Below are 23,380 nucleotides of genomic sequence, written 5' to 3'. Positions count from 1 at the left end.
GCTTTTCAACGGCTTCTGCATAAGGTTATGGGGAGAGTCGTTAGCCTGCTAGCTGGTTACATCCGGTTATCATTCTCAACATATTTTTCGCTTGAGTTTCTTCTTGGCGTAATGATAATCACTATCAATGCAATTTACCTTTCTTTGCAACCATTGACGGTGCATAACACAAAGGCGGTTCTATGTTTGTCCCATTCCTTATTATGTTGCGTGAAGGCCTGGAAGCGGCGCTGATTGTAAGCCTGATTGCCAGTTATCTGAAACGCACCCAACGCGGACGCTGGATCAGCGTGATGTGGATCGGCGTGTTTCTCGCCGCCGCGCTCTGTCTGGGCCTTGGCATCGCCATTAATGAAACCACCGGCGAGTTCCCGCAAAGAGAGCAGGAGCTGTTTGAGGGAATTGTCGCGGCGATTGCGGTGGTGATCCTCACCTGGATGGTGTTCTGGATGCGCCGCGTGTCGCGCAACGTCAAAGTGCAGCTGGAACAGGCCGTCGATACCGCGCTGACGCGCAGCAATAACCACGGCTGGGCGCTGATCCTGATGGTCTTCTTCGCCGTCGCGCGTGAAGGGCTGGAGTCGGTCTTCTTCCTGCTGGCGGCGTTTCAACAAGATGTCGGCATCTGGCCGCCGCTCGGTGCCGTGCTTGGCCTTGCCACCGCCGTGGTGCTCGGTTTTCTGCTCTACTGGGGCGGCGTGCGCCTCAATCTCGGCGCGTTTTTCAAATGGACCAGCCTGTTTATTCTTTTCGTTGCCGCCGGGCTTGCCGCGGGCGCGATCCGCGCTTTCCACGAAGCGGGCTTGTGGAACCATTTCCAGGATGTGGCCTTTGATTTAAGTAACGTGCTGACCACCCATTCGCTGACCGGCACGCTGCTGGAGGGCATTTTTGGTTACCAGGAGACGCCAAGCGTCAGCGAAGTGGCAGTCTATTTCCTCTATTTAATCCCGGCGCTGGTGCTGTTTGTCATGCCGCCGCGCGCCGGTGCGCAGCCCTCCCGCGCTGCGCCGTAAGGCTCTATAACAATTCTTAGTTACAACACACTTATTAAAGGGAAGGGTCATGGCAATTCTTTTTCGACGTAGCGCAGTACAACTCGGGGTCGCCGCGCTGATGGCGTGCGCGTTCGGGGCACAGGCAGCGGATGTGCCGCAGGTTAAAGTGACGGTGACGGATAAGCAGTGCGAACCGATGAACCTGACGGTCAACGCCGGCAAAACGCAGTTTGTAATCCTCAACCACAGCCAGAAAGCGCTGGAGTGGGAGATCCTTAAAGGCGTGATGGTAGTTGAAGAGCGCGAAAACATCGCGCCGGGCTTCAGCCAGAAGCTTACCGCCAACCTCCAGCCGGGCGAATATGAGATGACCTGCGGCCTGTTAACCAACCCGAAAGGGAAATTAGTGGTCAAAGGTGAAGCGACGGCTGACGCGGCGAAAGGCGATGCACTGCTGAGCCTTGGCGAAGCGATCACCGCCTATAAAGCCTATGTCGTTGGCGAAACCGCGCAGCTGGTCTCCGGCACCAAAGCCTTTACCGATGCGGTGAAAGCGGGCGATATCGAAAAAGCGAAAGCGCTCTATGCGCCGACGCGCCAGCACTACGAGCGCATTGAGCCAATTGCTGAGCTCTTCTCCGATCTTGATGGCAGCATTGACGCCCGTGAAGATGATTACGAGCAGAAGGCCGCCGATCCGAAATTCACCGGTTTCCACCGCCTTGAGAAGGCCCTGTTTGGCGACAACAGCGTCAAAGGCATGGCGAGCTATGCCGATAAGCTCAATCACGATGTGCTTGAACTGCAAACCCGCATCAACGAACTGGCTTTCCCGCCGTCAAAAGTGGTGGGCGGCGCAGCCGGGCTGATTGAAGAGGTGGCAGCGAGCAAAATCAGTGGCGAAGAGGATCGTTACAGCCATACCGACCTGTGGGATTTCCAGGCCAATATCGAAGGCGCGCAGAAGATTGTCGACCTGCTGCGTCCGCAGCTGCAAAAAGAGAACAGCGCACTGCTTGCAAAAGTGGATGCCAACTTCAAGAAAGTGAATACCATTTTAGCGAAGTACCGCACCAAAACGGGCTTTGAGACCTATGACAAGCTGACCGATGCCGATCGTAATGCGCTGAAGGGGCCAATCACTACCCTGGCGGAAGATCTGGCGCAGCTGCGCGGCGTACTTGGACTGGATTAATAATGAAGCAGCATGATGAAAACGACGTCAGCGAACCTTCGCGGCGTCGGTTGTTAAAAGGGATGGGCGCGCTGGGTGGCGCGCTTGCTCTCGCCGGCGGTTGTCCGGTCGCCCATGCGGCAAAACCGCAAAGTGCGCCGGGAACATTGTCGCCCGATTCACGTATGGAAAAGCAGCCGTTTTATGGCGATCACCAGGCAGGCATCTTAACGCCGCAGCAGGCCTCGATGATGCTGGTGGCGTTTGATGTGCTGGCGGCGGATAAAGCCGATCTTATCCGCCTGTTTCGCCTGCTCACCGATCGTATTGCCTTCCTGACGGCGGGCGGCCCGGCGCCACACACACCAAACCCGCGTCTGCCGCCGATGGATTCCGGTATTCTCGGGCCGTTTATCGCGCCGGATAACCTGACGATGACGGTCTCTGTCGGGTCTGCGCTGTTTGATGAACGCTTCGGTCTCTCGGCGCAGAAACCGAAGAAGCTGCAGAAGATGATGCGTTTCCCTAACGACTCGCTCGATGCCGCGCTTTGTCATGGCGATCTGCTACTGCAAATCTGCGCGAATACGCAGGACACGGTGATCCACGCCTTGCGCGATGTGATCAAGCACACGCCGGATCTGCTCAGCGTGCGCTGGAAGCGGGAAGGGTTTATCTCCGACCATGCCGCGCGCAGCCGCGGGAAAGAGACGCCGGTAAACCTGCTCGGCTTTAAAGATGGTACCGCGAACCCCGACAGCAGCAATGCGCCGCTGATGGATGAGATTGTCTGGGTAACCGGCGATCAGGGTGAGCCCGCATGGGCAGTAGGCGGCAGCTATCAGGCGGTGCGCATTATCCAGTTCCACGTTGAGTTCTGGGATCGCACGCCGCTGAAAGAGCAGCAGACCATTTTCGGGCGCGATAAACAGAGCGGCGCGCCGCTCGGCATGCAGCATGAGCACGATGTGCCCGATTACGCCAGCGATCCCGAGGGCAAGGTTATCGCCCTCGACAGCCATATCCGCCTGGCGAACCCGCGGACGAAAGAGACGCAGGCGAACCTGATGATGCGCCGGGGCTACAGCTACTCCCTCGGCGTCACCAACGCTGGCCAGCTCGATATGGGCCTGCTGTTTGTCTGTTACCAGCACGATCTGGAGAAAGGCTTCCTGACCGTGCAAAAAAGGCTTAATGGCGAAGCGCTGGAGGAGTATATCCGGCCGATTGGCGGCGGTTTCTTCTTCGCGTTACCCGGCGTGAAGTCAACCCAGGGCTATCTTGCCCAGTCTCTTCTCGAAGCGTGAAGATCCTATCCTGCCCGTCCGGGCAGGATATTCTGTTATCTGTAGCAATTTGACATACTTTTTCTGCCATCCACGCATAATTTTAATGTATTAGAAAGTATCTGTTATATTTCTGTAATATTCATCGAAGAGACTCTGTGAAACGACGCAGGGTGTGTGGCTGTTAATGTTTGGTAAAAACATTGTTGCATTGATGCTACGCTTTAGATGAGCAGTTCATTCGGTTATCCCTGCGGTGATGAAGTCTTCTGGAGATCGCGGATGGTAAAGTGCTGTAGTGGACAGACAAAACGACCTCGCAAAACCCGGCCCGGGGAGCACACCTCCGGCAACGACTTTTTCACCCCTGATTTCTCCTCCTCCTGTTTTTTAACTCCTTCTGACGATGTGGCAGACGGTTTTGCTGTTCGTTGCGCCACATCATTTTCAAAGGCAAGCCATGGCTTACAAGGAAGCCAACCCTCAGACGTTCGTGCGCATAATCGCGTCGATTTCGATGCGTGTGATGTAAACCAACAACTCAAGGTGCTATCCATGGGAAGACAGAAAGCAGTGATCAAAGCTCGTCGTGAAGCGAAACGCGTGCTGAGACGTGATTCACGTAGCCATAAACAGCGTGAAGAAGAGTCGGTCACCTCGCTTGTGCAGATGAGTGGTGTAGAAGCAATTGGCATGGCGCGGGATTGCCGTGATAACTCTCCGATTGCTGCCCGCAATGAGGCTCAGGCGCATTATTTACATGCGATTGAGACTAAGCAGTTGATTTTCGCCACTGGCGAAGCGGGTTGTGGGAAAACGTGGATTAGCGCGGCGAAAGCTGCAGAGGCTCTGATCCATAAGGATGTGGAGCGGATTATCGTGACCCGGCCGGTCCTGCAAGCTGATGAAGATCTCGGCTTCTTACCCGGCGATATCTCGGAGAAGTTCGCACCCTATTTCCGGCCCGTCTACGACGTGCTGTTGAAACGTCTTGGTGCGTCCTTTATGCAATACTGCCTGCGCCCGGAAATTGGCAAGGTAGAGATCGCGCCGTTCGCCTATATGCGCGGACGTACGTTTGAAAATGCGGTGGTCATTCTTGACGAGGCCCAGAACGTCACCGCTGCGCAAATGAAGATGTTTTTGACGCGCCTCGGGGAAAACGTGACCGTGATTGTCAACGGCGATATCACCCAGTGCGATCTGCCCTCCGGTGTTAAATCGGGGCTGAGCGATGCGCTGGCACGTTTTGAAGAGGACGAGATGATTGGTGTGGTGCGCTTTAATAAAGACGACTGCGTACGCTCCGCCCTCTGCCAGCGCACGTTGAAAGCCTACGATTAAGCGGCGCGCAAGATACAGTTAGCGTTAAAACCCGGGAAACCGGGTTTTATTTTTTGTGGGGCAGGGAAGGCGTAATTACGTACGGCTGATAAGGCGCAGTGTGTAGGCCTGATAAGGCGAAGCCGCCATCAGGCAATTGGACATGGCACGATGTTGGCCGAGACGCGTAGGCCTGATAAGGCGTAGCCGCCATCAGGCACTGGCTCCGCTGCCGACGCGTGCACCGGGGGGATTGACTCGCTTCGCTCGCCCTGCGGGCAGCCCACTCGCTGTGCTCGTGGTCTGTCCAACGGGTTTCACCCGTTGTCGAACCCCGGTCGGGGGTTCTCATCCCCCTCGCGCGGAGGTACATGCGAAAAAAAAGCCCGCATTTTCATGCGAGCTCTTCTTCAAATAATGGCGGTGAGGGGGGGATTGACTCGCTTCGCTCGCCCTTCGGGCAGCCCACTCGCTGTGCTCGTGGTCTGTCCAACGGGTTTCACCCGTTGTCGAACCCCGGTCGGGGATTCTCATCCCCCCTCGTGCGGAGGTACATGCGAAAAAAAAGCCCACATTTTCATGCGAGCTCTTCTTCAAATAATGGCAGTGAGGGGGGGATTGACTCGCTTTGCTCGCCCTTCGGGCAGCCCACTCGCAGGCTCGTCATCTGTCCAACGGGCTGTCGCCCGTTGTCGAACCCCGGTCGGGGATTCTCATCCCCCCTCGCGCGGAGGTACATGCGAAAAAAAAGCCCGCATTTTCATGCGAGCTCTTCTTCAAATAATGGCGGTGAGGGGGGGATTGACTCGCTTTGCTCGCCCTTCGGGCAGCCCACTCGCTGTGCTCGTGGTCTGTCCAACGGGCTTCACCCGTTGTCGAACCCCGGTCGGGGGTTCTCATCCCCCCTTGTGCGGAGGTACATGCGAAAAAAAAGCCCGCATTTTCATGCGAGCTCTTCTTCAAATAATGGCGGTGAGGGGGGGATTCGAACCCCCGATACGTTGCCGTATACACACTTTCCAGGCGTGCTCCTTCAGCCACTCGGACACCTCACCACATTGTATTGTCACCCGCCATACAGGAGGGCAACGGGGCGCTACTATAGGGAGTTGCGCTGAAGCGGTCAAGCAGATTTTCAGCCGTGATGATTGTTCGCTTAAGGTGTGAGCAACGGCGTGGATTGGTGGCGGAAATGCCGGGATTTGCAGGGATAAAAATGCCGGATGGCGCTCACGCTTATCCGGCCTACGGAGCAGAGCAGGTTTGATAGTTGAGAAGGCACAATCACGTAGGGCTGATAAGGCGAAGCCGCCATCAGGCATTTGGACATGGCACAATGTTGGCCCGGACGCGTAGGCCTGATAAGGCGAAGCCGCCATCAGGCACCGGCTCCGCTGCCGATGCGTGCACCGGGGGGGATTGACTCGCTTCGCTCGCCCTTCGGGCAGCCCACTCACTGCGTTCGTGGTCTGTCCAACGTGCTGTCGCCCGTTGTCGAACCCCGGTCGGGGGTTCTCATCCCCCCTGTTCGGGGAATATAAAAGAAAAAAGCCCGTACTTTCGTACAGGCTCTCATCTTAAATAATGGCGGTGAGGGGGGGATTGACTCGCTTCGCTCGCCCTTCGGGCAGCCCACTCACTGCGTTCATGGTCTGTCCAACGTGCTGTCGCCCGTTGTCGAACCCCGGTCGGGGATTCTCATCCCCCCTGTTCGGGGAATATAAAAGAAAAAAGCCCGTACTTTCGTACAGGCTCTCATCTTAAATAATGGCGGTGAGGGGGGGATTCGAACCCCCGATACGTTGCCGTATACACACTTTCCAGGCGTGCTCCTTCAGCCACTCGGACACCTCACCACATTGTTGCCCCGATGTCGTCGGGACGGGCGCTAATGTAGGGAAAACCCGTAACCGCGTCAATCTTCTTTTGCAATAAAGTAGTGCGTTTAGACAAACTTCAAACAACCTGCTTCTAAAACGTTCTGAAAACGCTTTTTTTCTCGCCCTGGCACTTAACACACGCGCTGGAGAGGATATTTGTTATGCTTATCAGCCGCATAAAAATGCCTCACCCACAACAAGACCGGAGCGCCGATGGAGATCCTCTTTTATCACCCCTCATTTGATAACGCCTTTTGGGTGAATGCCCTGCGAGAAGCACTGCCGGATGCCAACATTCGTGTCTGGACGCCGGGCGATAATGGCCCCGCTGATTACGCGCTGGTCTGGCATCCGCCCGTGGAGATGCTTGCAGGACGGAAGCTGAAGGCGGTATTTGCCCTCGGCGCAGGCGTCGATGCGATCCTCGGACAACTTAAGGCACATCCGCAGATGCTCGACGCCTCGGTGCCGCTGTTTCGCCTTGAAGACACCGGCATGGCGCAACAGATGCAGGAGTACGCAGTAAGCCAGGTGCTGCACTGGTTCCGCCGTTTCGATGATTACCAGGCGCTAAAAGGCGAGGCGAAGTGGCAACCGCTTGAGGAGTATGCGCATAAGGATTTTGCCGTCGGCATTCTTGGCGCCGGGGTGCTGGGCGCAAAAGTCGCCAAAGCGCTCCTGAAATGGGGATTCCCGCTCCGTTGCTGGAGCCGCAGCCGAAAAGATCTGCCGGGCGTCACCAGTTTTGCCGGTGGACAAGAGCTTGGGGATTTTCTGCATGGCACACGCGTGTTGATCAACCTGCTACCCAACACGCCGGAGACCGCAAGCATCATCAATCACTCCTTGCTCGCGCAGCTGGAAGAGGGGAGTTATCTGCTTAACCTCGCGCGCGGCGTGCATCTTGTGGAAGCGGATCTATTGCAGGCGCTTGAGAGCGGCAAGGTGAAGGGCGCGATGCTGGATGTATTTCGTGAAGAGCCGCTGCCTGCGGATAACCCGCTGTGGGCGCACCCGCGCGTCGCCATTACGCCGCATATTGCCGCTGTGACCCGTCCCGATGAAGCGATTGACTATATCTGCCACACTATTCGCCAGCTTGAGCGCGGCGAGGCGGTGAGCGGTCGCGTTGACCGGGCGCGGGGATATTGAGATAGGCCCGGTCGTGCCGGGATTTCATTAAACTGCATAACAATAGCTGCTATTCTTGCGCAATTGACTACAGGAGTGAGCCATGTACCCCGTTGACCTGCATATGCACACCGTCGCCAGCACCCACGCTTACAGCACGCTGCATGACTATATTGCCGAAGCGAAACGCAAAGGCATTAAGCTCTTCGCCATTACCGATCATGGCCCTGACATGGCCGATGCCCCTCACCACTGGCACTTTATCAATATGCGTATCTGGCCGCGGCTGGTCGACGGCGTCGGCATTCTGCGCGGTATCGAAGCCAATATTAAAAACCGCGCGGGCGAGATCGACTGCACCGGGCCGATGGTTGATGCGCTCGATCTGATCGTGGCCGGTTTTCATGAGCCGGTGTTCCCGCCGCAGGATAAAGCCAGCCATACCGAGGCGATGATCGCCACCATTGCCAGCGGTAATGTGCATATCATTAGCCACCCTGGTAACCCCAAGTTTGAGATTGATATTCCGGCGGTGGCCGCCGCGGCCGCGAAGTATGATGTGGCGCTGGAGATTAACAACTCCTCTTTTATCCATTCGCGCAAGGGCAGTGAAGCGAACTGCCGCGCCATTGCCGCTGCCGTGCGTGACGCGGGCGGCTGGGTGGCGCTCGGTTCCGACTCGCATACCGCCTTTACGCTGGGCCACTTTGCGGAGTGCCGCAAAGTACTGGATGAGGTCGGCTTCCCGGAGGATCGCATCCTCAACGTATCACCGCGCCGCATGCTCAGTTTCCTTGAGTCACGCGGTATGGCACCGATTGATGAATTTGCTGAACTTTAATACTGACTGGAACAACTGAATGAACGAATTTTCTATTCTCTGCCGCGTGTTGGGCTCGCTCTTTTACCGCCAGCCGCAGGATCCGCTGCTGGTGCCGCTCTACACGATGATCCGCGAAGGAAAGCTGGCAGAGAGCTGGCCGCTTGAGCAGGATGCGCTGCTGGAGCGTCTGCAAAAAAGCTGCGATGCCCAGACGCTGGCTGCCGATTACAACGCGCTGTTTGTCGGCGATGAGTGTCGCGTTTCGCCGCTGCGCAGTGCATGGGTTGAAGGGGCGAGCGAAGCGGAAGTGCGCGAGTTTTTATCCAGCCGCGGCATGCCGCTGAGCGCCGCGCCGGCCGATCATATTGGTACGCTGCTGCTGGCAGCCTCCTGGCTCGAAGATCACTCTGCGGAAGATGAGAGCGAAGCGCTGGAAACCCTCTTTGCGGAGTACCTGCTGCCGTGGTGCGGCACCTTCTTTGGCAAAGTGGAAGCCCATGCTACGACGCCGTTCTGGCGCACGCTGGCCGAACTCTCTCGCGATGCGATTGCCGCTATGTGGGAAGAGCTTCAGGAAGAGTCAGAGAACGAAGAGTGATATCGATCACAAATAATTTGCAACGATGAATTTGTTGTTTAAATTTATGTGGTCAATGTCACTTTGAAACGGTGCGCATCTGCTATGATGCGCGCCATGAACAGACTCTTCGCACTCGCATTGACGACAGGTATTCTCTCCGGCCTCTGGGGCTGGGTTGCCGTCGCTTCCGGACTTTTAAGCTGGGCCGGTTTCCTCGGCTGTACGGCCTATTTCGCCTGCCCGCAGGATCGGTTGAAGGGGCTGGCGATCTCTGCCTGCACGGTAATGAGTGGCGTCATCTGGGCGCTGGTGATTATGTACGGTAGCGCACTGGCTCCCCATCTTGAGATTGTGGGCTATCTGATGACCGGTATCGTCGCTTTTCTGATGTGTCTGCAGGCCAAAAACCTGCTGCTCTCTTTTGTTCCCGGCACCTTTATTGGCGCCTGCGCCACCTTTGCCGGGCAGGGCGACTGGAGAGTAGTAGTTCCTTCGCTGGCGGTAGGATTGCTGTTTGGCTATGCCATGAAAAACAGCGGTCTGTGGCTCGCTTCCCGGAGTCGTTCATCCCGCGCGGCGGCAGCGAAAAAAGCGTAATTAGCCGTTCGCTTTCCCTCTCTTCCCGACAATATTTCCTGCCGGCTCGCTTGCGACGCCACCATTTCCGTTGCGCCAGTATACACTTAGTGCATGATCTTGGTTTTGCACCGACAAGGGAGCCATAATGGAATCACGTATGCAGGTTATTCAGGGGGATATTACAACCCTTGAGGTGGATGTTATTGTCAACGCCGCCAACGCGTCTTTACTCGGCGGCGGCGGGGTTGATGGCGCGATTCATCGCGCAGCCGGTCCGGCGCTGCTTGAGGCGTGCAAACAGGTTCGCCAGCAGCAGGGCGAGTGCCCGCCGGGCCATGCGGTGATCACCGCCGCCGGCAATCTTAACGCCAAAGCGGTGATCCACGCGGTCGGGCCGGTCTGGCGCGGCGGAAATGATAACGAAGCCCATCTGCTTGAAGATGCCTATCGCAACAGCCTGAAACTGGCAGATGCCAACGGCTACGCCTCTATTGCTTTTCCTGCTATCAGCACCGGCGTGTACGGTTACCCGAAAGCGGCCGCGGCGGAGATCGCCATCAACACCGTTTCGGATTATCTAACCCGCTATTCTCTGTTACGGCAGATATACTTTGTCTGCTATGACGATGAAACTCTGCGACTCTATCAACGCCTACTCACCCAACACGGTGCCGACCCTGCACGCTGATTCCCGGCTTGGGCGCGCCGTTGCACCCGTTTGTGAGGCGCACCCCGGTCTTTGCGGCCTGCATATTCTCGATGACAGTATGGACGCCTTTGTCGCCCGCTACCGGTTAGCGGAGTTGGCGGAGCGCACGCTCGATGTGCAGTACTACATCTGGGAAGATGACACCTCCGGCCGATTGTTGATGCTGGCGCTGCTTGCCGCCGCCGATCGCGGCGTGAAGGTGCGTCTGCTGCTGGATGATAACAACACGCTGGGTATGGATGGCGTGCTGCGCCAGCTTGATAATCATCCCAATATCGAGGTGCGGCTGTTTAATCCCTTCTCCTTTCGCTCCCTGCGCGCGCTCGGCTATTTAACGGATTTCGCGCGCCTTAACCGGCGGATGCACAATAAAAGTTTCACCGTTGATGGCGTAGTGACGCTGGTCGGTGGGCGCAATATTGGCGATGCCTATTTTGGCATTGGCGAAGAGCCGCTGTTTACCGATCTCGATGTGATGGCGATCGGCCCGGTGGTGAAAGAGGTGGAGCGGGATTTCTTGCGCTACTGGAACTCGGCCTCGGTCTCGTCACTGCGCAGCGTACTCTCGCTGTCGCCGGAGGAGATTGCCGAGCGCATTCGCCTGCCGGAGAGCTGGCGGGAAGATATCACCGCCGTGCGCTACCAGGAAAGGCTCGCTTCTACGCACTTCGCCGCGCACCTTGAAAACGGCACGCTGCCGCTGATGTGGGCAAAAACGCGTCTGCTGAGCGATGACCCGCGTAAAGGGGAGGGCAAAGCGCGCGAGCACACGTTATTGCCGCAGCGACTGCTCAATGTGATGGGTAAACCGGACCGGCAGATTGACATCATCTCGGCCTATTTTGTGCCGGGGCGCGCGGGCGTTGCGCTGCTGCTACAGCTGGCGCGTAAAGGGGTGAAGATTGCCATTCTGACCAACTCCCTTGCCGCCAACGATGTCACGGTGGTGCATGCAGGCTATGCGCGCTGGCGCAAAAAGCTGCTGCGCCACGGGATTGAGCTTTATGAACTGAAACCAACGCGCGGGGAAGCCCCCATTCACCCGGTGCATGACCGTGGTTTAACCGGTAACTCCGGCTCTAGCCTGCATGCTAAAACCTTCAGTATCGACGGTGAAAAGGTCTTTATCGGCTCGTTTAACTTCGACCCGCGATCCGCGGTGCTGAATACCGAGATGGGCTTTGTCATTGATAGTGAAACGCTGGCAAAGCAGATCCATCACCGTTTTCTGCGTAGCCAGAAAGATATCACCTGGCAACTACGCCTTGACCGCTTTGGTCGTATCAACTGGATTGAACAGCAGGATGGCGAGGAGATTGTGCTGAAAAAGGAGCCGCAAACCCGTTTGTGGCAGCGCATTCTGGTGCGCATGGTCTACTGGCTGCCGGTGGAGTGGCTGCTCTGAGGTCAGAGCAGCCGTGTGGTTTACCCGGCCTGCACCGGTGATTTCGCGGTCTTCTCCTGCGGCTTGCCGGAGAAGAGGAAGCGCAGCAGCGGAATGCGCAGGTGGATCTCATACAGCACGATGGCAATGCCGATCACAAATACCAGCCCGGTGAAAAAGCCCACCACGTTCGACTGAATATGCGGCGTAATCCATGCGCCGAACAGCAGCGTCAGCGGGTGATGCACCAGGTAGATAAAGAGCGAGGCGTTAACAAAGTAGCTGACGCGGGCAGACTGGAAATTGAGCAGCCGGTGGCCAAGCGAGAAGACCACATTCACCATCCAGAAGCCCATCAGCATGGTAATCACCGCTTCTGTTTCATACATCCACCCCTCACCGCTGCCGTAGCGCTGATTGAGCAGGTAGGCGACAAACGCCAGCGCCGACCCCACCATGCACCAGGGCGATGGCGTAACAAACAGGCTTTTCAAACGCGGGCTGATAAAGGTCAGGGCGCCAAGCAGGAAGAAGGGGATATAAAACAGCGTCTGCATCACGGTGAAATTAAACAGCGCGTCGCGCAATATTTCCGGATAGAAGAGGAAAACGCCGCGACGAAATGCCGCCCAGGCGATACCCAATAGCAGAAACCAGACAGAAAGCTTGCCGAGAGAAATGTCGTTAAGCAGGCGATCGGCGTTGTTTCTGATGGCGCGGAATAACCACAAGCTGATCGTCGTTAATATAACGAGCACCAGTAGGAACCATAAATGGGAGATCAATTCCCATGACAGCGTATTGAATTTGTCATAAGTCGACAGGGTGTGCCAGTTAGCGGTGTTCTCCTTTACATGTTGCAACATAATAAATTGCGGCAACGTCAGCAGTGGAATAGCCGTCAACATGGGAATACCTACGCGCTCGACGCGCACTTTCCACCAGCGTTTAAGCGGGTAGCGCAGGTAGAGCATATAGGAGAAGTAACCCGAAATGACGAAAAAGACCTGCATGCGAAAGGCGTGAATGAAGTCGTTAAACAGCGTCAGCCACCACGACGGGTAGGTGCTGTTGACATGCCACATATGGCTCGAGTAAATGAGGGAAATGTGGAACGGGATCCCAAGCAGCATTAACCACGCGCGGATGGAATCAAGGAAATATTCACGTTGTGCGGGGGATTTAGACATATATCTCCGTGCATTCTCAGACTTTTCGTCTTATCCATAAGACAAATAATGATTACATTCCAAACCAACCCTACACTATGTCAGATAACCTGTCTCCAGGATAAGACTGCAAAAGGAAATGGGGGGCCGGATGCATTTGTTTAATCAATGAACGGTACCTGAGAACAAAGCAGGGATTCGGTTGTCGGATTGCCAGAGTTTCCATTAAAATGGATCGGATCGATTTAAGCACACAAAGGGGGAAGTGCTTAGTTATTATGAAACCTAAATTACGAATGATGAAAATGCATTGGGTAGGGGCAGCAGTACTGTTGTCACTTTATACGTCATCAGGCTGGGCCTTTTCTATCGACGATGTCGCAAAACAGGCGCAATCCCTGGCTGGCAAGAGCTATGAAGCACCCAAAAGCAATCTGCCCTCGCTGTTCCGCGACATGAAGTATGCGGACTATCAACAAATTCAGTTCAACCATGATAAAGCTTACTGGAACAAGACCAACACACCGTTCAAGCTTGAGTTCTATCATCAGGGGATGTACTTCGACACGCCGGTAACCATCAACGAAGTGACCGCGACCGCCGTGCACCAGATTAAGTACAGCCCGGACTACTTCAACTTCGGCAACATCCAGCACGACAAAGATACCGTTAAGGATCTCGGCTTTGCCGGTTTCAAAGTGCTTTACCCCATCAATAGCAAAGATAAAAACGACGAAATCGTCAGCATGCTGGGCGCGAGCTACTTCCGCGTGATTGGCGCGGGCCAGGTCTATGGTCTCTCCGCGCGCGGGCTGGCGATCGATACGGCGCTCCCTTCCGGCGAAGAGTTCCCGCGCTTTAAGGAGTTCTGGATTGAGCGTCCGAAACCGACCGACAAGCGTCTGACCATCTATGCGCTGCTCGACTCCCCGCGTGCTACCGGCGCCTACCGTTTTGTCATTATTCCGGGCCGCGACAGCGTGGTTGATGTCCAGTCTAAAGTCTACCTGCGTGACAAAGTGGGCAAACTGGGCGTTGCGCCGCTGACCAGTATGTTCCTGTTCGGGCCGTCTCAGCCCTCGCCGGCAATCAACTACCGTCCTGAGCTGCATGACTCCAACGGTCTGTCGATGCTGGCCGGCAACGGCGAGTGGATCTGGCGTCCGCTGAACAACCCGAAACACCTGGCCGTCAGCAGCTATGCGATGGAAAACCCGCAGGGCTTCGGTCTGCTGCAGCGTGGCCGTGAGTTCTCCCGTTTCGAAGATATCGATGACCGCTACGACCAGCGCCCGAGCGCGTGGGTCACGCCGAAAGGTGAGTGGGGCAAAGGGAAAGTCGAGCTGGTGGAAATCCCGACCAACGACGAAACCAACGACAACATCGTTGCCTACTGGACACCGGATCAGCTGCCGGAGCCGGGCAAAGAGATGAACTTCAAGTACACCATCACCTTTAGCCGTGACGAAGATAAACTGCATGCGCCGGATAATGCCTGGGTTAAGCAGACTCGTCGTTCAACGGGTGATGTGAAGCAGTCCAACCTTATCCGCCAGCCGGACGGTACCATCGCGTTCGTGATCGACTTTACCGGCCAGGATATGAAAAAACTGCCGCAGGATACGCCGGTAACGGCGCAGGCGAGCATTGGCGATAACGGTGAGATCGTTGAAAACGCCGTTCGCTATAATCCAGTGACCCAAGGTTGGCGTTTGACGCTGCGCGTGAAGGTCAAAGATCCGAAGAAAACCACGGATATGCGCGCGGCGCTGGTCAACGCCGATCAGCCCCTGAGTGAAACCTGGAGCTATCAGCTACCTGCCAATGAATAAGATAACTGAGTATATCGACGCGCTGCCGCTCCCCGAGGAGCGAAAAGCAGCGCTGCCGACGGATTCGATTCGCGGCGTGCATGAAGCGCTGGACGCGGAGCACACGGACTGGAAGCGTGAAGATGACACGCCGCTGGGATCGGTGACCGCGCGGCTGGAAAACAGCTGGCCGGATTCGCTGGCGCAAGGGCAACTGGCGAAGGACGACGAGGGACGCGCGCAGCTGCAGGCGATGCCGAAAGCCAAACGCTCCTCGATGTTCCCGGATCCCTGGCGCACCAACCCCCTGGGGCGCTTCTGGGATCGCCTGCGCGGTCGTGAGGTTCTGCCGCGCTATATGTCGCGTCTGACCAAAGAGGAGCAGGTTCGCGAGGAGAAGTGGCGTACCGTTGGCTCTATCCGTCGCTATATCCTGCTCGTGCTGACGATTGCGCAGACGGTGGTTGCGACCTGGTACATGAAAACCATCCTGCCTTATCAGGGCTGGGCGCTGATCAACCCTGCCGATATGGCAGGCCAGGATCTGTGGGTCTCCTTTATGCAGCTGCTGCCTTACGTGTTGCAGACCGGGATCTTGATCCTCTTCGCCGTCCTCTTCTGCTGGGTCTCCGCCGGCTTCTGGACGGCGTTGATGGGCTTCCTGCAACTGCTGATTGGGCGCGATAAATACAGTATTTCCGCCTCGACGGTGGGCGATGAACCGCTCAACCCGGAACATCGCACGGCGCTGATCATGCCTATCTGTAACGAAGACGTCGATCGCGTCTTCGCGGGCCTGCGCGCCACCTGGGAGTCGGTTAAAGCCACCGGGCAGCAGAAGCACTTCGACGTCTATATCCTGAGCGATAGCTACAATCCGGATATCTGCGTCGCCGAGCAAAAAGCCTGGATGGAGCTGATTGCCGAAGTGCAGGGCGAAGGGCAGATCTTCTACCGCCGTCGCCGTCGTCGCGTGAAACGTAAGAGCGGCAACATTGATGACTTCTGCCGTCGCTGGGGCAGCCAGTACAGCTACATGGTGGTGCTGGATGCGGACTCGGTGATGACCGGTGACTGCCTGACCGGGCTGGTGCGCCTGATGGAAGCCAACCCGAACGCCGGTATTATCCAGTCTTCGCCGCGCGCGTCCGGTATGGACACGCTCTATGCGCGCTGCCAGCAGTTTGCTACCCGCGTCTATGGCCCGCTCTTTACCGCCGGTCTGCACTTCTGGCAGTTGGGGGAGTCCCACTACTGGGGCCACAACGCGATTATCCGCGTGCAGCCGTTTATCGAGCACTGTGCGCTGGCACCGCTGCCGGGTGAAGGCTCGTTTGCAGGCTCCATCCTCTCCCACGACTTTGTGGAAGCTGCGCTGATGCGCCGCGCCGGTTGGGGTGTGTGGATTGCCTACGATCTGCCTGGCTCCTATGAAGAGCTGCCGCCGAACCTGCTTGATGAGCTGAAACGCGACCGCCGATGGTGTCACGGCAACCTGATGAACTTCCGTCTGTTCCTCGTGAAAGGGATGCACCCGGTTCACCGCGCGGTGTTCCTGACTGGCGTGATGTCCTATCTCTCGGCACCGCTGTGGTTTATGTTCCTCGCGCTCTCAACGGCGCTACAGGTGGTGCATGCGCTGACGGAACCGCAGTACTTCCTGCAGCCGCGCCAGCTCTTCCCGGTCTGGCCGCAGTGGCGTCCGGAACTGGCTATCGCGCTGTTTGCCTCGACCATGGTGCTGCTCTTCCTGCCGAAACTGCTGAGTATCATCCTGGTCTGGTGCAAAGGGCCGAAAGAGTACGGTGGTTTCTTCCGCGTCACGCTGTCGCTGCTGCTGGAAGTGCTCTTCTCCGTGCTGCTGGCGCCGGTACGTATGCTGTTCCACACGGTGTTCGTGGTCAGTGCGTTCCTCGGCTGGGAAGTGGTATGGAACTCGCCGCAGCGTGATGATGACTCCACCCCGTGGGGTGAAGCCTTTATGCGTCACGGCTCGCAGCTGCTGCTGGGACTGGTGTGGGCAGTGGGGATGGCATGGCTGGATCTGCGCTTCCTCTTCTGGCTGGCACCGATCGTCTTCTCGCTGATCCTCTCGCCGTTCGTGTCGGTGATCTCGAGCCGCTCAACGGTCGGTCTGCGCACCAAACGCTGGAAACTGTTCCTCATCCCGGAAGAGTACTCTCCGCCGCAGGTGCTGGTTGATACCGACCGCTATCTGGAGCTGAACCGCTCACGCTCGCTGGAAGATGGGTTTATGCATGCCGTGTTTAACCCCTCCTTCAACGCGCTGGCGACAGCGATGGCGACCGCGCGTCACCGTGCCAGTAACGTGCTGGAGATTGCCCGCGACCGTCACGTTGAGCAGGCGCTGAATGAAACGCCTGAGAAGCTCAACCGCGATCGTCGTCTGGTGCTGTTAAGCGACCCGGTTACGCTCTCACGCCTGCACTATCGCGTCTGGGAATCACCAGAGCGCTATCTGTCCTGGGTGAAGCACTACGAAACGTTGTCGCTTAATCCACTGGCGCTGAAGGCGAAATAAGCCATCATTAAGAAAATACCGGCATTAGCCGGTATTTTTTTATCTGCATAATCAGAAGGGGAACGCGGTGAGAGTGATGCTGGTGGTACTCATGGTGTGCGTGTTAAGCGGCTGCGGCAGTATTGTCAGCCGGACGATCCCAGGCCAGGGCCACGGGAATCAGTACTACCCCGGCGTGCAGTGGGATGTACGTGACTCCTCATGGCGCTTCCTGACCGTGCTGGATCTGCCGCTCTCGCTGGTGTTCGACACCCTGCTACTGCCGATAGATGCCCAGCACGGCCCCTACGAGTAATTAACGCTCATCCCACTCGTCTGCCGCAGCCTGACCCTCTTCGGTGTCCAGCGGCGGCTCGAGCTGGAATTCGCCCTCATCCCACTCGTGCAGGGTGTTCTCTTCCAGCCACTCCTGACGGATCTCGATCTCGTCAAAGTCGCCATCAAAGACGCTCTGTGCCGCTTCGCCGCTGTACATCGGCAGACACTCGCCCGGTTGCTCTTCGTCGGCAAAAAATTCTGCCTGCCAGACGATATCGCCATCCTGCAGCACATACTTCTGGACATTGAACTGTTGCACATTGAGGTCATCTTCATCGACGTCGGGGTTGTTAGCGATAAACGCTTCGCGCGCCGCGTCAATGGCTTCGGCCAGAGTTGTGTAATAGTTCAGTTCAGAATCAGCCATGTAAAACGCTCCTTGATAACGATAGTAGACATGCAGAAATCTATAGTCGCTGGTGATGCCAGCGTCAAACTTCCTCCCTACTTTTATCTTGCCCGAGGCTCGCTGCCACGGCGGCGTTATGGCGCTGCAACTGTTCCGGTGTTTTACAGGGCGGCTGCTTCATCACAAACGCCGTACGGCGAGAGGAGAAGTGGAGATCGTCGGCAAAAAAGTTGCCTCTCATCCTGCTAAGCTCCTCGCGGCGATACGCATCCAGGGGACGCCCACGGCGCATCGCCTCCTGCGCGCACGCTTTTGCCTTGAGCGAATCGGGCAGGGCGGCAGGCGCAATCATCGCGCTGGCATGGCTTACCACCGTCTCAAGAAATGCCTCGCGCGAGACCTCGAGCACCGAGTCGACGAGGCCAAGTGCCGCCGCCTGCCTGGCGCTAATCGGCAGGCAATTCTCACTTAGCGCTACCGCCGCTTCAGCCTCTGCGCGCCACGGTAGGGTTAAGGTCCAGAACTCCGACCCGTGCAGCCCCATGGTTTTGTAATGCGGATTAATCACCACGCCCGCCCGCATAAAGACCCGATCGGCCGCCAGTATCAGCATTGCGCCGCCCGCGCCGGCATTGGCATTGACCGCGCTTATTACCAGCTTGTCGTGACAGGTGAGGATCGCTTCGGCAAAGTCATCGATGGCGTTGATCGACGCCCACCCCTCTTCGGCAGGGTTATCCGCCACATGAATGGAATTAAGCTCAATGCCGTTTGACCAGAAATCATCTCCCCCGGCGAGCACAATGGCATCCACGCTGCAATCTGCGGCAGCGCGCGCAAAGAGCGCGGTGAGGTTCTGCGAGTCATGGACGGTAAACGCGCCGTTGAGCAGCGGGAAGTGAAGAATGGCGACCCGCCCGCGCGTCTCAAGCCAGGGCTTGTTGGGGTGCTGCGCATCGAGTACCGGCAGCGAAGCGCATGCCGCGAGTTCGTCCCGCAGCGCAACGGCGGCAGGAAGCTTAACCTGCGCACAGGCGTGCTTGTCACTGCGGCGCAGGTGGCCGATCCACAGCGCGCCATCGAGGGTGGCTACACAGAGCGCATCGCCGTCGCGGGCGAAAATCTCCCCGACGTGCCCACGTCGGCTGGCGACCGTAGTCTCAGCCTGCCAGGCGTTGAACACCCGCACCGGCACGCCTGCTAACTGCGTCGGCGCACCGGGCAGGCTGTCGCTAGCGCGGATTTTACGCAGCAGCAGATCGGTGGGATCGCGCTGCCAGTCAAGGGTGCGCGCGCTTATCGGCAGTGCGGCTCTCTCACGGCCGCGCGTGGTGGCGCGGTCATAATCAAGGGGATCGCCATGCTGCTGGCCTTGCTGTAACTTCGCGATCAGCTCCCACAAACAGGCAACGGCAGCATCGGTAACCAGGTGGCGGTAAATACGGCTTTTCGCCATCGGCGGCAGGGGGAAGGTACGCGTCGCCCAGATGTCGCCCGCATCCATCACCGCGTTGGCTTCCAGCAGGGTTACACCCCATTCGTGCCACCCTTCAAGGATCGCCCAGTCAAGGGAGCTGGGGCCGCGGTCGCCAACAATACCCGGGTGCAGAATAAAGCATCGGAAGCGTTGCCAGACGCAGTCAGGGATAGCCCGTTTCAGAAACGGTGCGACGATAATGTCTGGCGGGTTCGCCGCAAGCCGCTGTTCAAGCGCGTCATCGCCGGTAAACACCTCAACGGTGACCTGATGACCGGCATCGGTGAGTTCGACAAAAAAACGTTGTGACAGGCCATTAAAGGCGCTGCAAAGCAGAAAAATATGCATGACTTTCCATCCTGGAAAAGGTGTTCCGGTAGGGGATTACTCACCCACTATTTTTTTTCAGGCCTCGGGATAAAACAAGCAGAGCGGCGGTGATGCTGCCAGGCAACTTCTTGCCCGGGCGTGAAAACTCTGAATCTGGCCTGTCGCATTCAGCTTCTCACGCGGAGCAGGCTCCGCGTGGGAAGAGAGAATTACGATTTCTTCTCTGCGCTATCGTAGACCTTCTCCCCGGCAAACCAGGTCTCGGCAATTTTCCAGTTACGGATATCCTGCGGCACCGGATCCTTGATTTTGCCGTCAACAATGGCGAAATCAGCCCACTTGCCGACGGTAATCGAGCCAATCTCTTTATCCCAGCCGCTGATTTTGGCCGGTGCCATGGTGTAGGCATAGAGCGCTTCGTCAAAGGTGAGGGCGTTTTCGCCATACCACACTTTGCCCTCTTTCAGGCGTAACACGGCATCACCCAGCTGCGTCATTGGATTCTCTTTTGCCGTTGGCCAGTCGCTACCGAATACCAGGTTGCCGCCCGCCGTCAACAGCGATTGCCAGGCGTAACCGCGCTTCAGACGCTCATTCCCCAGACGTGTCTCAAGGTAGTTAGGCGCAATGGCATGATCGGGCTGCATCGACGGCACAATGCCGTTCTGCGCAAACTTCTCGATATTGGCGTACTTTGTCAGCTCGATATGTTCGATACGGTTAATTTTATCCTTGCCCTGCGGGCTGTTGCGAAACGCCTCCAGCGCCATGGTCACGGCATTATCGCCGATGGCATGAACGGCAACCGGGAAGCCATACTGATGAGATCGCTGCACCATCTCGTTCATTTTCTCTTGGGTATAGAGCGGGGTGCCGAAGTAGTGATCGTGGCGATCGGAGTAGTGCTCATGCAGGGCAGCGGTGTGGTTCATCAGGGTGCCATCCATAAAATATTTATGGTAGCCATAGCGGAACTGCGGCCCTTTACCGATCGCTTTCTCTTTGTCGGCGGCAAAAGCATTCATCTCTTTCTGCTTATCGGCCTGCGCCTTCCAGGCTTGTTCACCGCTATTCTCTTCGCTGGTATCCACCATATAGCCGAACCAGATGCGCATCGGGAAGCCACCTTTTTTCAGCATATCGGTGTAGATGTCGCCCGAGTTGGTCCACATATCGTGAGCACCGGTGACGCCGAGGCTGTTGAAATGCGCCATCACTTTGCGCAAGCCCTCGCTTTTATCCCCCTGCGCGGCAATCACTTTTGGCGAGCGGTTGTAGATATCCAGGGCGTTCTCCAGCAGGATACCGGTCGCTTTGCCATTTTTATCCCGCTGAATGGTTCCGCCGACCGGATCGGGCGTCTTATCGGTGATCTCCAGCTCTGCCAGCGCTTTGCTGTTCAGCCACATGGTGTGGTAATCGATGTCCACCAGCGCAACCGGGTTATCGGGGGCGATTTTGTCGAGGTCGGTCGCCGTTGGCAGCGTTTTCTCTGCGGTTAAGGTGGCGTCCCAGCGGCCGCCGAAAATCCAGCTACCTTTCGGCTGGACATCCACCTTTTCCTTGATCATCTTCAGCCACGTCTGTTTGCTGCTGACACCAAACAGGTCGACCCCGTTGATGAGATCGATCCCGGCAATCAGGTGGGTGTGGGCATCAATCAGCCCGGGGATCACCGTTTTACCCTTAGCGTCGATCATTTTCGTCTTATCGCTTTGCAGCAGCTTGATATAGTGCGGGCTGCCCACCGCGATAAATTTGCCATCTTTAATCGCCAGCGCCTGCGCGCGCGGTTTGGCGGCATCGGAAGTGCGGATATCGGCATTCATAATAATGATATCGGCAGGGGTCGGCCGGTCATTGGGATCGTTAGGTACATCCTTTGCCGCTGTAGCGTTAAGAGAGGTGCTAATTAATGCCGATAACAGACTCACTTTGATAATTTTCTGTAGCGTACCCGAAGGTTTAAATAAACCCATATCGCGTTCTCCATTTAAAAGGCGGGAATAATAACGTTCGCCGCGATAATAAGCAGAAGCGGATAACGATACAAATGCGCTACACGCAAAATAACCGCAGCAATAGGGTTTTGTGGCAATAATAAAACTTTCCTGCTGGCAAAAAGTTCTGTTTATGCAACAGATGACGTTTATTTAAAGATAAATCATGAACGCTTGCTTAAAGTGTTATTTGTTTACTTATAAGTAAAAGCATTAAGCAATGCGATTTATTGACAATTAATAACGTCATTTGACGCTATTTAGTTATTTGCTTTTCATTTTGTAATTATCTTTATTGGCATGTTAACAGCGCCTTATTAACCCTCTGCAAGAGCGGGTTAAAAGTGACCCACATCAATGTGTTGTAATAAGAAAGCCCTTAAACCTGTTCCTGCGGAGTGAGCAGCGGATGCCCTGGTGTCAGGCTCATCACAATAATGAGAAGAGGTAAGGACTCAACCAGCATGAAAAAAACCGATCGGGTTATTGAGAATAAAGCGCTCTGCGCATTTGTCGCCGCTGCGGAAACGGGAAGTTTTCTGCAGGCGGGGCAACGGATGAATCGCTCGAAATCAACAATTAGCCGCTGGATAAAAGAGCTGGAAGATATTCTCGGCTACCCCTTATTTCACACCCGTGGTAATGGATCGGTGGTCAAAATTAATAGCAACGGCAAGCGACTGTTGCCAAAAGCACAATCAATGGTAAATAGCTGGCAGCGGCTGGAGGCCTTCTCCTTATCATTACAAACACGCCGCGAACCGGAGATAGTGAGGCTGGCCTTTAATGAACTGATCCCGCAAGAGGTGGTGGCCGATATTTTGCTTGCCGTGAAGGCGGCCTATCCGCAGATGCTGCTGCACGTTATCCATACAGACTTATATGACACCGAGGCGAGCTTACGCGCTAAGCGCGTCGACTATGTGCTGGGGCTGCATTTACCGGTTATGCCTTGCGGGCTGCAGGGCTGCGTGGTGGGCGATCTGCAAACCATGCTCATTGCCCATCCGCAGCACTGGCTGGCGCAGCAGCGCCATATCGATGCCTTTCAACTGGATGGTGAGACGCTCATCTATCCCGCCTTTCCGGATGAAAATAATGACCATCGCTATCCGCTGCACGCCCCGGCGGAAGCGATGCTGGTAACGGATTACACGTTGAGCGCGATGCTGGCGAAAAAGGGGCTTGGCATCGCCTGCGTACCGGATCATATTGCGCGCCCGGAGCTGTTGGCGAAGCGAGTGGTCGCCCTGGATGTCAATAATGATGAATTTAATAACCTGCACTCGCTGATGTTATTCTGGCGCGAAAACGAGGATGACGCGGCGCTGCGTTCGCTGATTGTTGGCAGCTTAAAAGAGTGGTTCGGTTATTGTTAAAGGTACCCGGCTTTATTCTGCCGCCAGGCAGACGATTCTGCGTGGGAGAACATTTTGCTTTTGAGATTTGCCTGAGGGTTATGCAAAAAAGCGGAAATGTAACGTCAGCGTTATATTTTCTGGCGCAGCGGTTTATAA

General features: G+C 56.3%; 18 protein-coding genes, 2 tRNA genes and 4 other RNA genes. 14 read left to right on the top strand and 10 right to left on the bottom strand.

Annotated elements, in window-relative coordinates; genetic code table 11:
- Positions 1 to 182 precede the first annotated feature (182 nt).
- The 4 genes from efeU to phoH all read left to right on the top strand — a co-directional run bounded on the left by efeU (position 183) and on the right by phoH (position 4,802).
- A complete protein-coding gene (efeU, locus tag ABIC80_RS08455; protein ID WP_429176597.1) occupies positions 183 to 1,016 on the top strand; it encodes an iron uptake transporter permease EfeU in 834 nt (277 codons plus the stop codon).
- Between the two features lie 49 nt (positions 1,017 to 1,065).
- Entirely contained in the window at positions 1,066 to 2,193 is a 1,128-nt protein-coding gene (efeO, locus tag ABIC80_RS08450; RefSeq protein ID WP_094420262.1) for an iron uptake system protein EfeO, read from the top strand.
- Positions 2,194 to 2,195: 2 nt separating this feature from the next.
- Positions 2,196 to 3,479 carry an iron uptake transporter deferrochelatase/peroxidase subunit gene (gene efeB / locus ABIC80_RS08445; RefSeq protein ID WP_429176595.1) on the top strand — a complete coding sequence of 428 codons (1,284 nt, stop codon included), beginning with the start codon at positions 2,196 to 2,198 and terminating at the stop codon, positions 3,477 to 3,479.
- 534 nt (positions 3,480 to 4,013) lie between these two features.
- The gene (gene phoH / locus ABIC80_RS08440) at positions 4,014 to 4,802 is read left to right on the top strand and encodes a phosphate starvation-inducible protein PhoH (RefSeq protein WP_023481530.1); all 789 of its coding nucleotides are present in this window, start codon (positions 4,014 to 4,016) and stop codon (positions 4,800 to 4,802) included.
- A 397-nt stretch (positions 4,803 to 5,199) separates the two neighbouring features.
- Here phoH and ABIC80_RS08435 read toward each other — a convergent pair.
- From ABIC80_RS08435 to ABIC80_RS08410, 6 genes are all read right to left on the bottom strand, one after another.
- Positions 5,200 to 5,336: non-coding RNA, RtT sRNA (locus ABIC80_RS08435), on the bottom strand.
- Between the two features lie 46 nt (positions 5,337 to 5,382).
- Positions 5,383 to 5,519, bottom strand: a non-coding RNA gene (locus tag ABIC80_RS08430) — RtT sRNA.
- Positions 5,520 to 5,565: 46 nt separating this feature from the next.
- Positions 5,566 to 5,702, bottom strand: a non-coding RNA gene (locus ABIC80_RS08425) — RtT sRNA.
- Positions 5,703 to 5,748: 46 nt separating this feature from the next.
- Positions 5,749 to 5,836 (bottom strand) — tRNA-Ser (locus tag ABIC80_RS08420).
- 530 nt (positions 5,837 to 6,366) lie between these two features.
- Positions 6,367 to 6,504, bottom strand: a non-coding RNA gene (locus ABIC80_RS08415) — RtT sRNA.
- 45 nt (positions 6,505 to 6,549) lie between these two features.
- Positions 6,550 to 6,637: transfer RNA gene (locus ABIC80_RS08410), tRNA-Ser, on the bottom strand.
- Positions 6,638 to 6,874: 237 nt separating this feature from the next.
- Between ABIC80_RS08410 and ghrA the strand changes: the two genes are divergently transcribed.
- The 6 genes from ghrA to ABIC80_RS08380 all read left to right on the top strand — a co-directional run bounded on the left by ghrA (position 6,875) and on the right by ABIC80_RS08380 (position 11,888).
- The gene (ghrA, locus tag ABIC80_RS08405) at positions 6,875 to 7,813 is read left to right on the top strand and encodes a glyoxylate/hydroxypyruvate reductase GhrA (RefSeq protein ID WP_429176593.1); all 939 of its coding nucleotides are present in this window, start codon (positions 6,875 to 6,877) and stop codon (positions 7,811 to 7,813) included.
- Between the two features lie 82 nt (positions 7,814 to 7,895).
- Positions 7,896 to 8,633, top strand: coding sequence for a phosphatase (locus tag ABIC80_RS08400; RefSeq protein ID WP_429176592.1), 738 nt, complete (start codon positions 7,896 to 7,898; stop codon positions 8,631 to 8,633).
- A gap of 19 nt (positions 8,634 to 8,652) precedes the next feature.
- On the top strand, positions 8,653 to 9,213 hold the full coding sequence (locus ABIC80_RS08395; protein WP_200135523.1) for a TorD/DmsD family molecular chaperone: 561 nt from the start codon (positions 8,653 to 8,655) through the stop codon (positions 9,211 to 9,213).
- Positions 9,214 to 9,297: 84 nt separating this feature from the next.
- A complete protein-coding gene (locus ABIC80_RS08390) occupies positions 9,298 to 9,792 on the top strand; it encodes a DUF1097 domain-containing protein (protein WP_429176591.1) in 495 nt (164 codons plus the stop codon).
- A 127-nt stretch (positions 9,793 to 9,919) separates the two neighbouring features.
- Positions 9,920 to 10,462 (top strand): O-acetyl-ADP-ribose deacetylase, encoded by a 543-nt coding sequence (gene ymdB, locus ABIC80_RS08385; RefSeq protein ID WP_023481602.1) that lies wholly within the window; start codon positions 9,920 to 9,922, stop codon positions 10,460 to 10,462.
- Positions 10,395 to 11,888, top strand: coding sequence for a phospholipase D family protein (locus ABIC80_RS08380; protein WP_370569044.1), 1,494 nt, complete (start codon positions 10,395 to 10,397; stop codon positions 11,886 to 11,888). Before ymdB ends, ABIC80_RS08380 begins: the two co-directional genes overlap by 68 nt.
- A gap of 20 nt (positions 11,889 to 11,908) precedes the next feature.
- On the opposite strand, the gene mdoC is transcribed toward ABIC80_RS08380, so the two are convergent.
- Positions 11,909 to 13,057, bottom strand: a complete 1,149-nt coding sequence (mdoC, locus tag ABIC80_RS08375; protein ID WP_094420255.1) for a glucans biosynthesis protein MdoC — start codon at positions 13,055 to 13,057, stop codon at positions 11,909 to 11,911.
- A gap of 275 nt (positions 13,058 to 13,332) precedes the next feature.
- Here mdoC and mdoG point away from each other — a divergent pair, with 275 nt between their 5' ends.
- From mdoG to ABIC80_RS08360, 3 genes are all read left to right on the top strand, one after another.
- Complete coding sequence (mdoG, locus tag ABIC80_RS08370) at positions 13,333 to 14,868, top strand: glucans biosynthesis protein MdoG (RefSeq protein ID WP_094420254.1); 1,536 nt, start codon at positions 13,333 to 13,335, stop codon at positions 14,866 to 14,868.
- Positions 14,861 to 17,389, top strand: coding sequence for a glucans biosynthesis glucosyltransferase MdoH (mdoH, locus tag ABIC80_RS08365; protein WP_076769671.1), 2,529 nt, complete (start codon positions 14,861 to 14,863; stop codon positions 17,387 to 17,389). The genes mdoG and mdoH overlap by 8 nt, the downstream gene beginning before the upstream one ends.
- A 76-nt stretch (positions 17,390 to 17,465) precedes the next feature.
- Positions 17,466 to 17,684, top strand: coding sequence for a YceK/YidQ family lipoprotein (locus tag ABIC80_RS08360; RefSeq protein WP_233631695.1), 219 nt, complete (start codon positions 17,466 to 17,468; stop codon positions 17,682 to 17,684).
- On the opposite strand, the gene ABIC80_RS08355 is transcribed toward ABIC80_RS08360, so the two are convergent.
- The 3 genes from ABIC80_RS08355 to ABIC80_RS08345 all read right to left on the bottom strand — a co-directional run bounded on the left by ABIC80_RS08355 (position 17,685) and on the right by ABIC80_RS08345 (position 21,842).
- Positions 17,685 to 18,059 (bottom strand): MysB family protein, encoded by a 375-nt coding sequence (locus ABIC80_RS08355; RefSeq protein WP_094193033.1) that lies wholly within the window; start codon positions 18,057 to 18,059, stop codon positions 17,685 to 17,687.
- Positions 18,060 to 18,138: 79 nt separating this feature from the next.
- Positions 18,139 to 19,881, bottom strand: coding sequence for an enoyl-CoA hydratase-related protein (locus ABIC80_RS08350; RefSeq protein ID WP_429176589.1), 1,743 nt, complete (start codon positions 19,879 to 19,881; stop codon positions 18,139 to 18,141).
- 191 nt (positions 19,882 to 20,072) lie between these two features.
- Positions 20,073 to 21,842 (bottom strand): amidohydrolase, encoded by a 1,770-nt coding sequence (locus ABIC80_RS08345; RefSeq protein WP_429176588.1) that lies wholly within the window; start codon positions 21,840 to 21,842, stop codon positions 20,073 to 20,075.
- Positions 21,843 to 22,327: 485 nt separating this feature from the next.
- On the opposite strand from ABIC80_RS08345, the gene ABIC80_RS08340 reads away from it, so the two are divergent.
- Complete coding sequence (locus tag ABIC80_RS08340) at positions 22,328 to 23,242, top strand: LysR family transcriptional regulator (protein WP_429176587.1); 915 nt, start codon at positions 22,328 to 22,330, stop codon at positions 23,240 to 23,242.
- Positions 23,243 to 23,380 lie beyond the last annotated feature (138 nt).

Origin of the sequence: Kosakonia sp. 1610, from assembly GCF_050435845.1 — a bacterium.
Classification (GTDB): Bacteria; Pseudomonadota; Gammaproteobacteria; order Enterobacterales; family Enterobacteriaceae; genus Kosakonia; species Kosakonia cowanii.
Note: the sequence above shows the minus strand (reverse complement) of the source record. Positions and strands in the feature narration are given on the sequence as shown.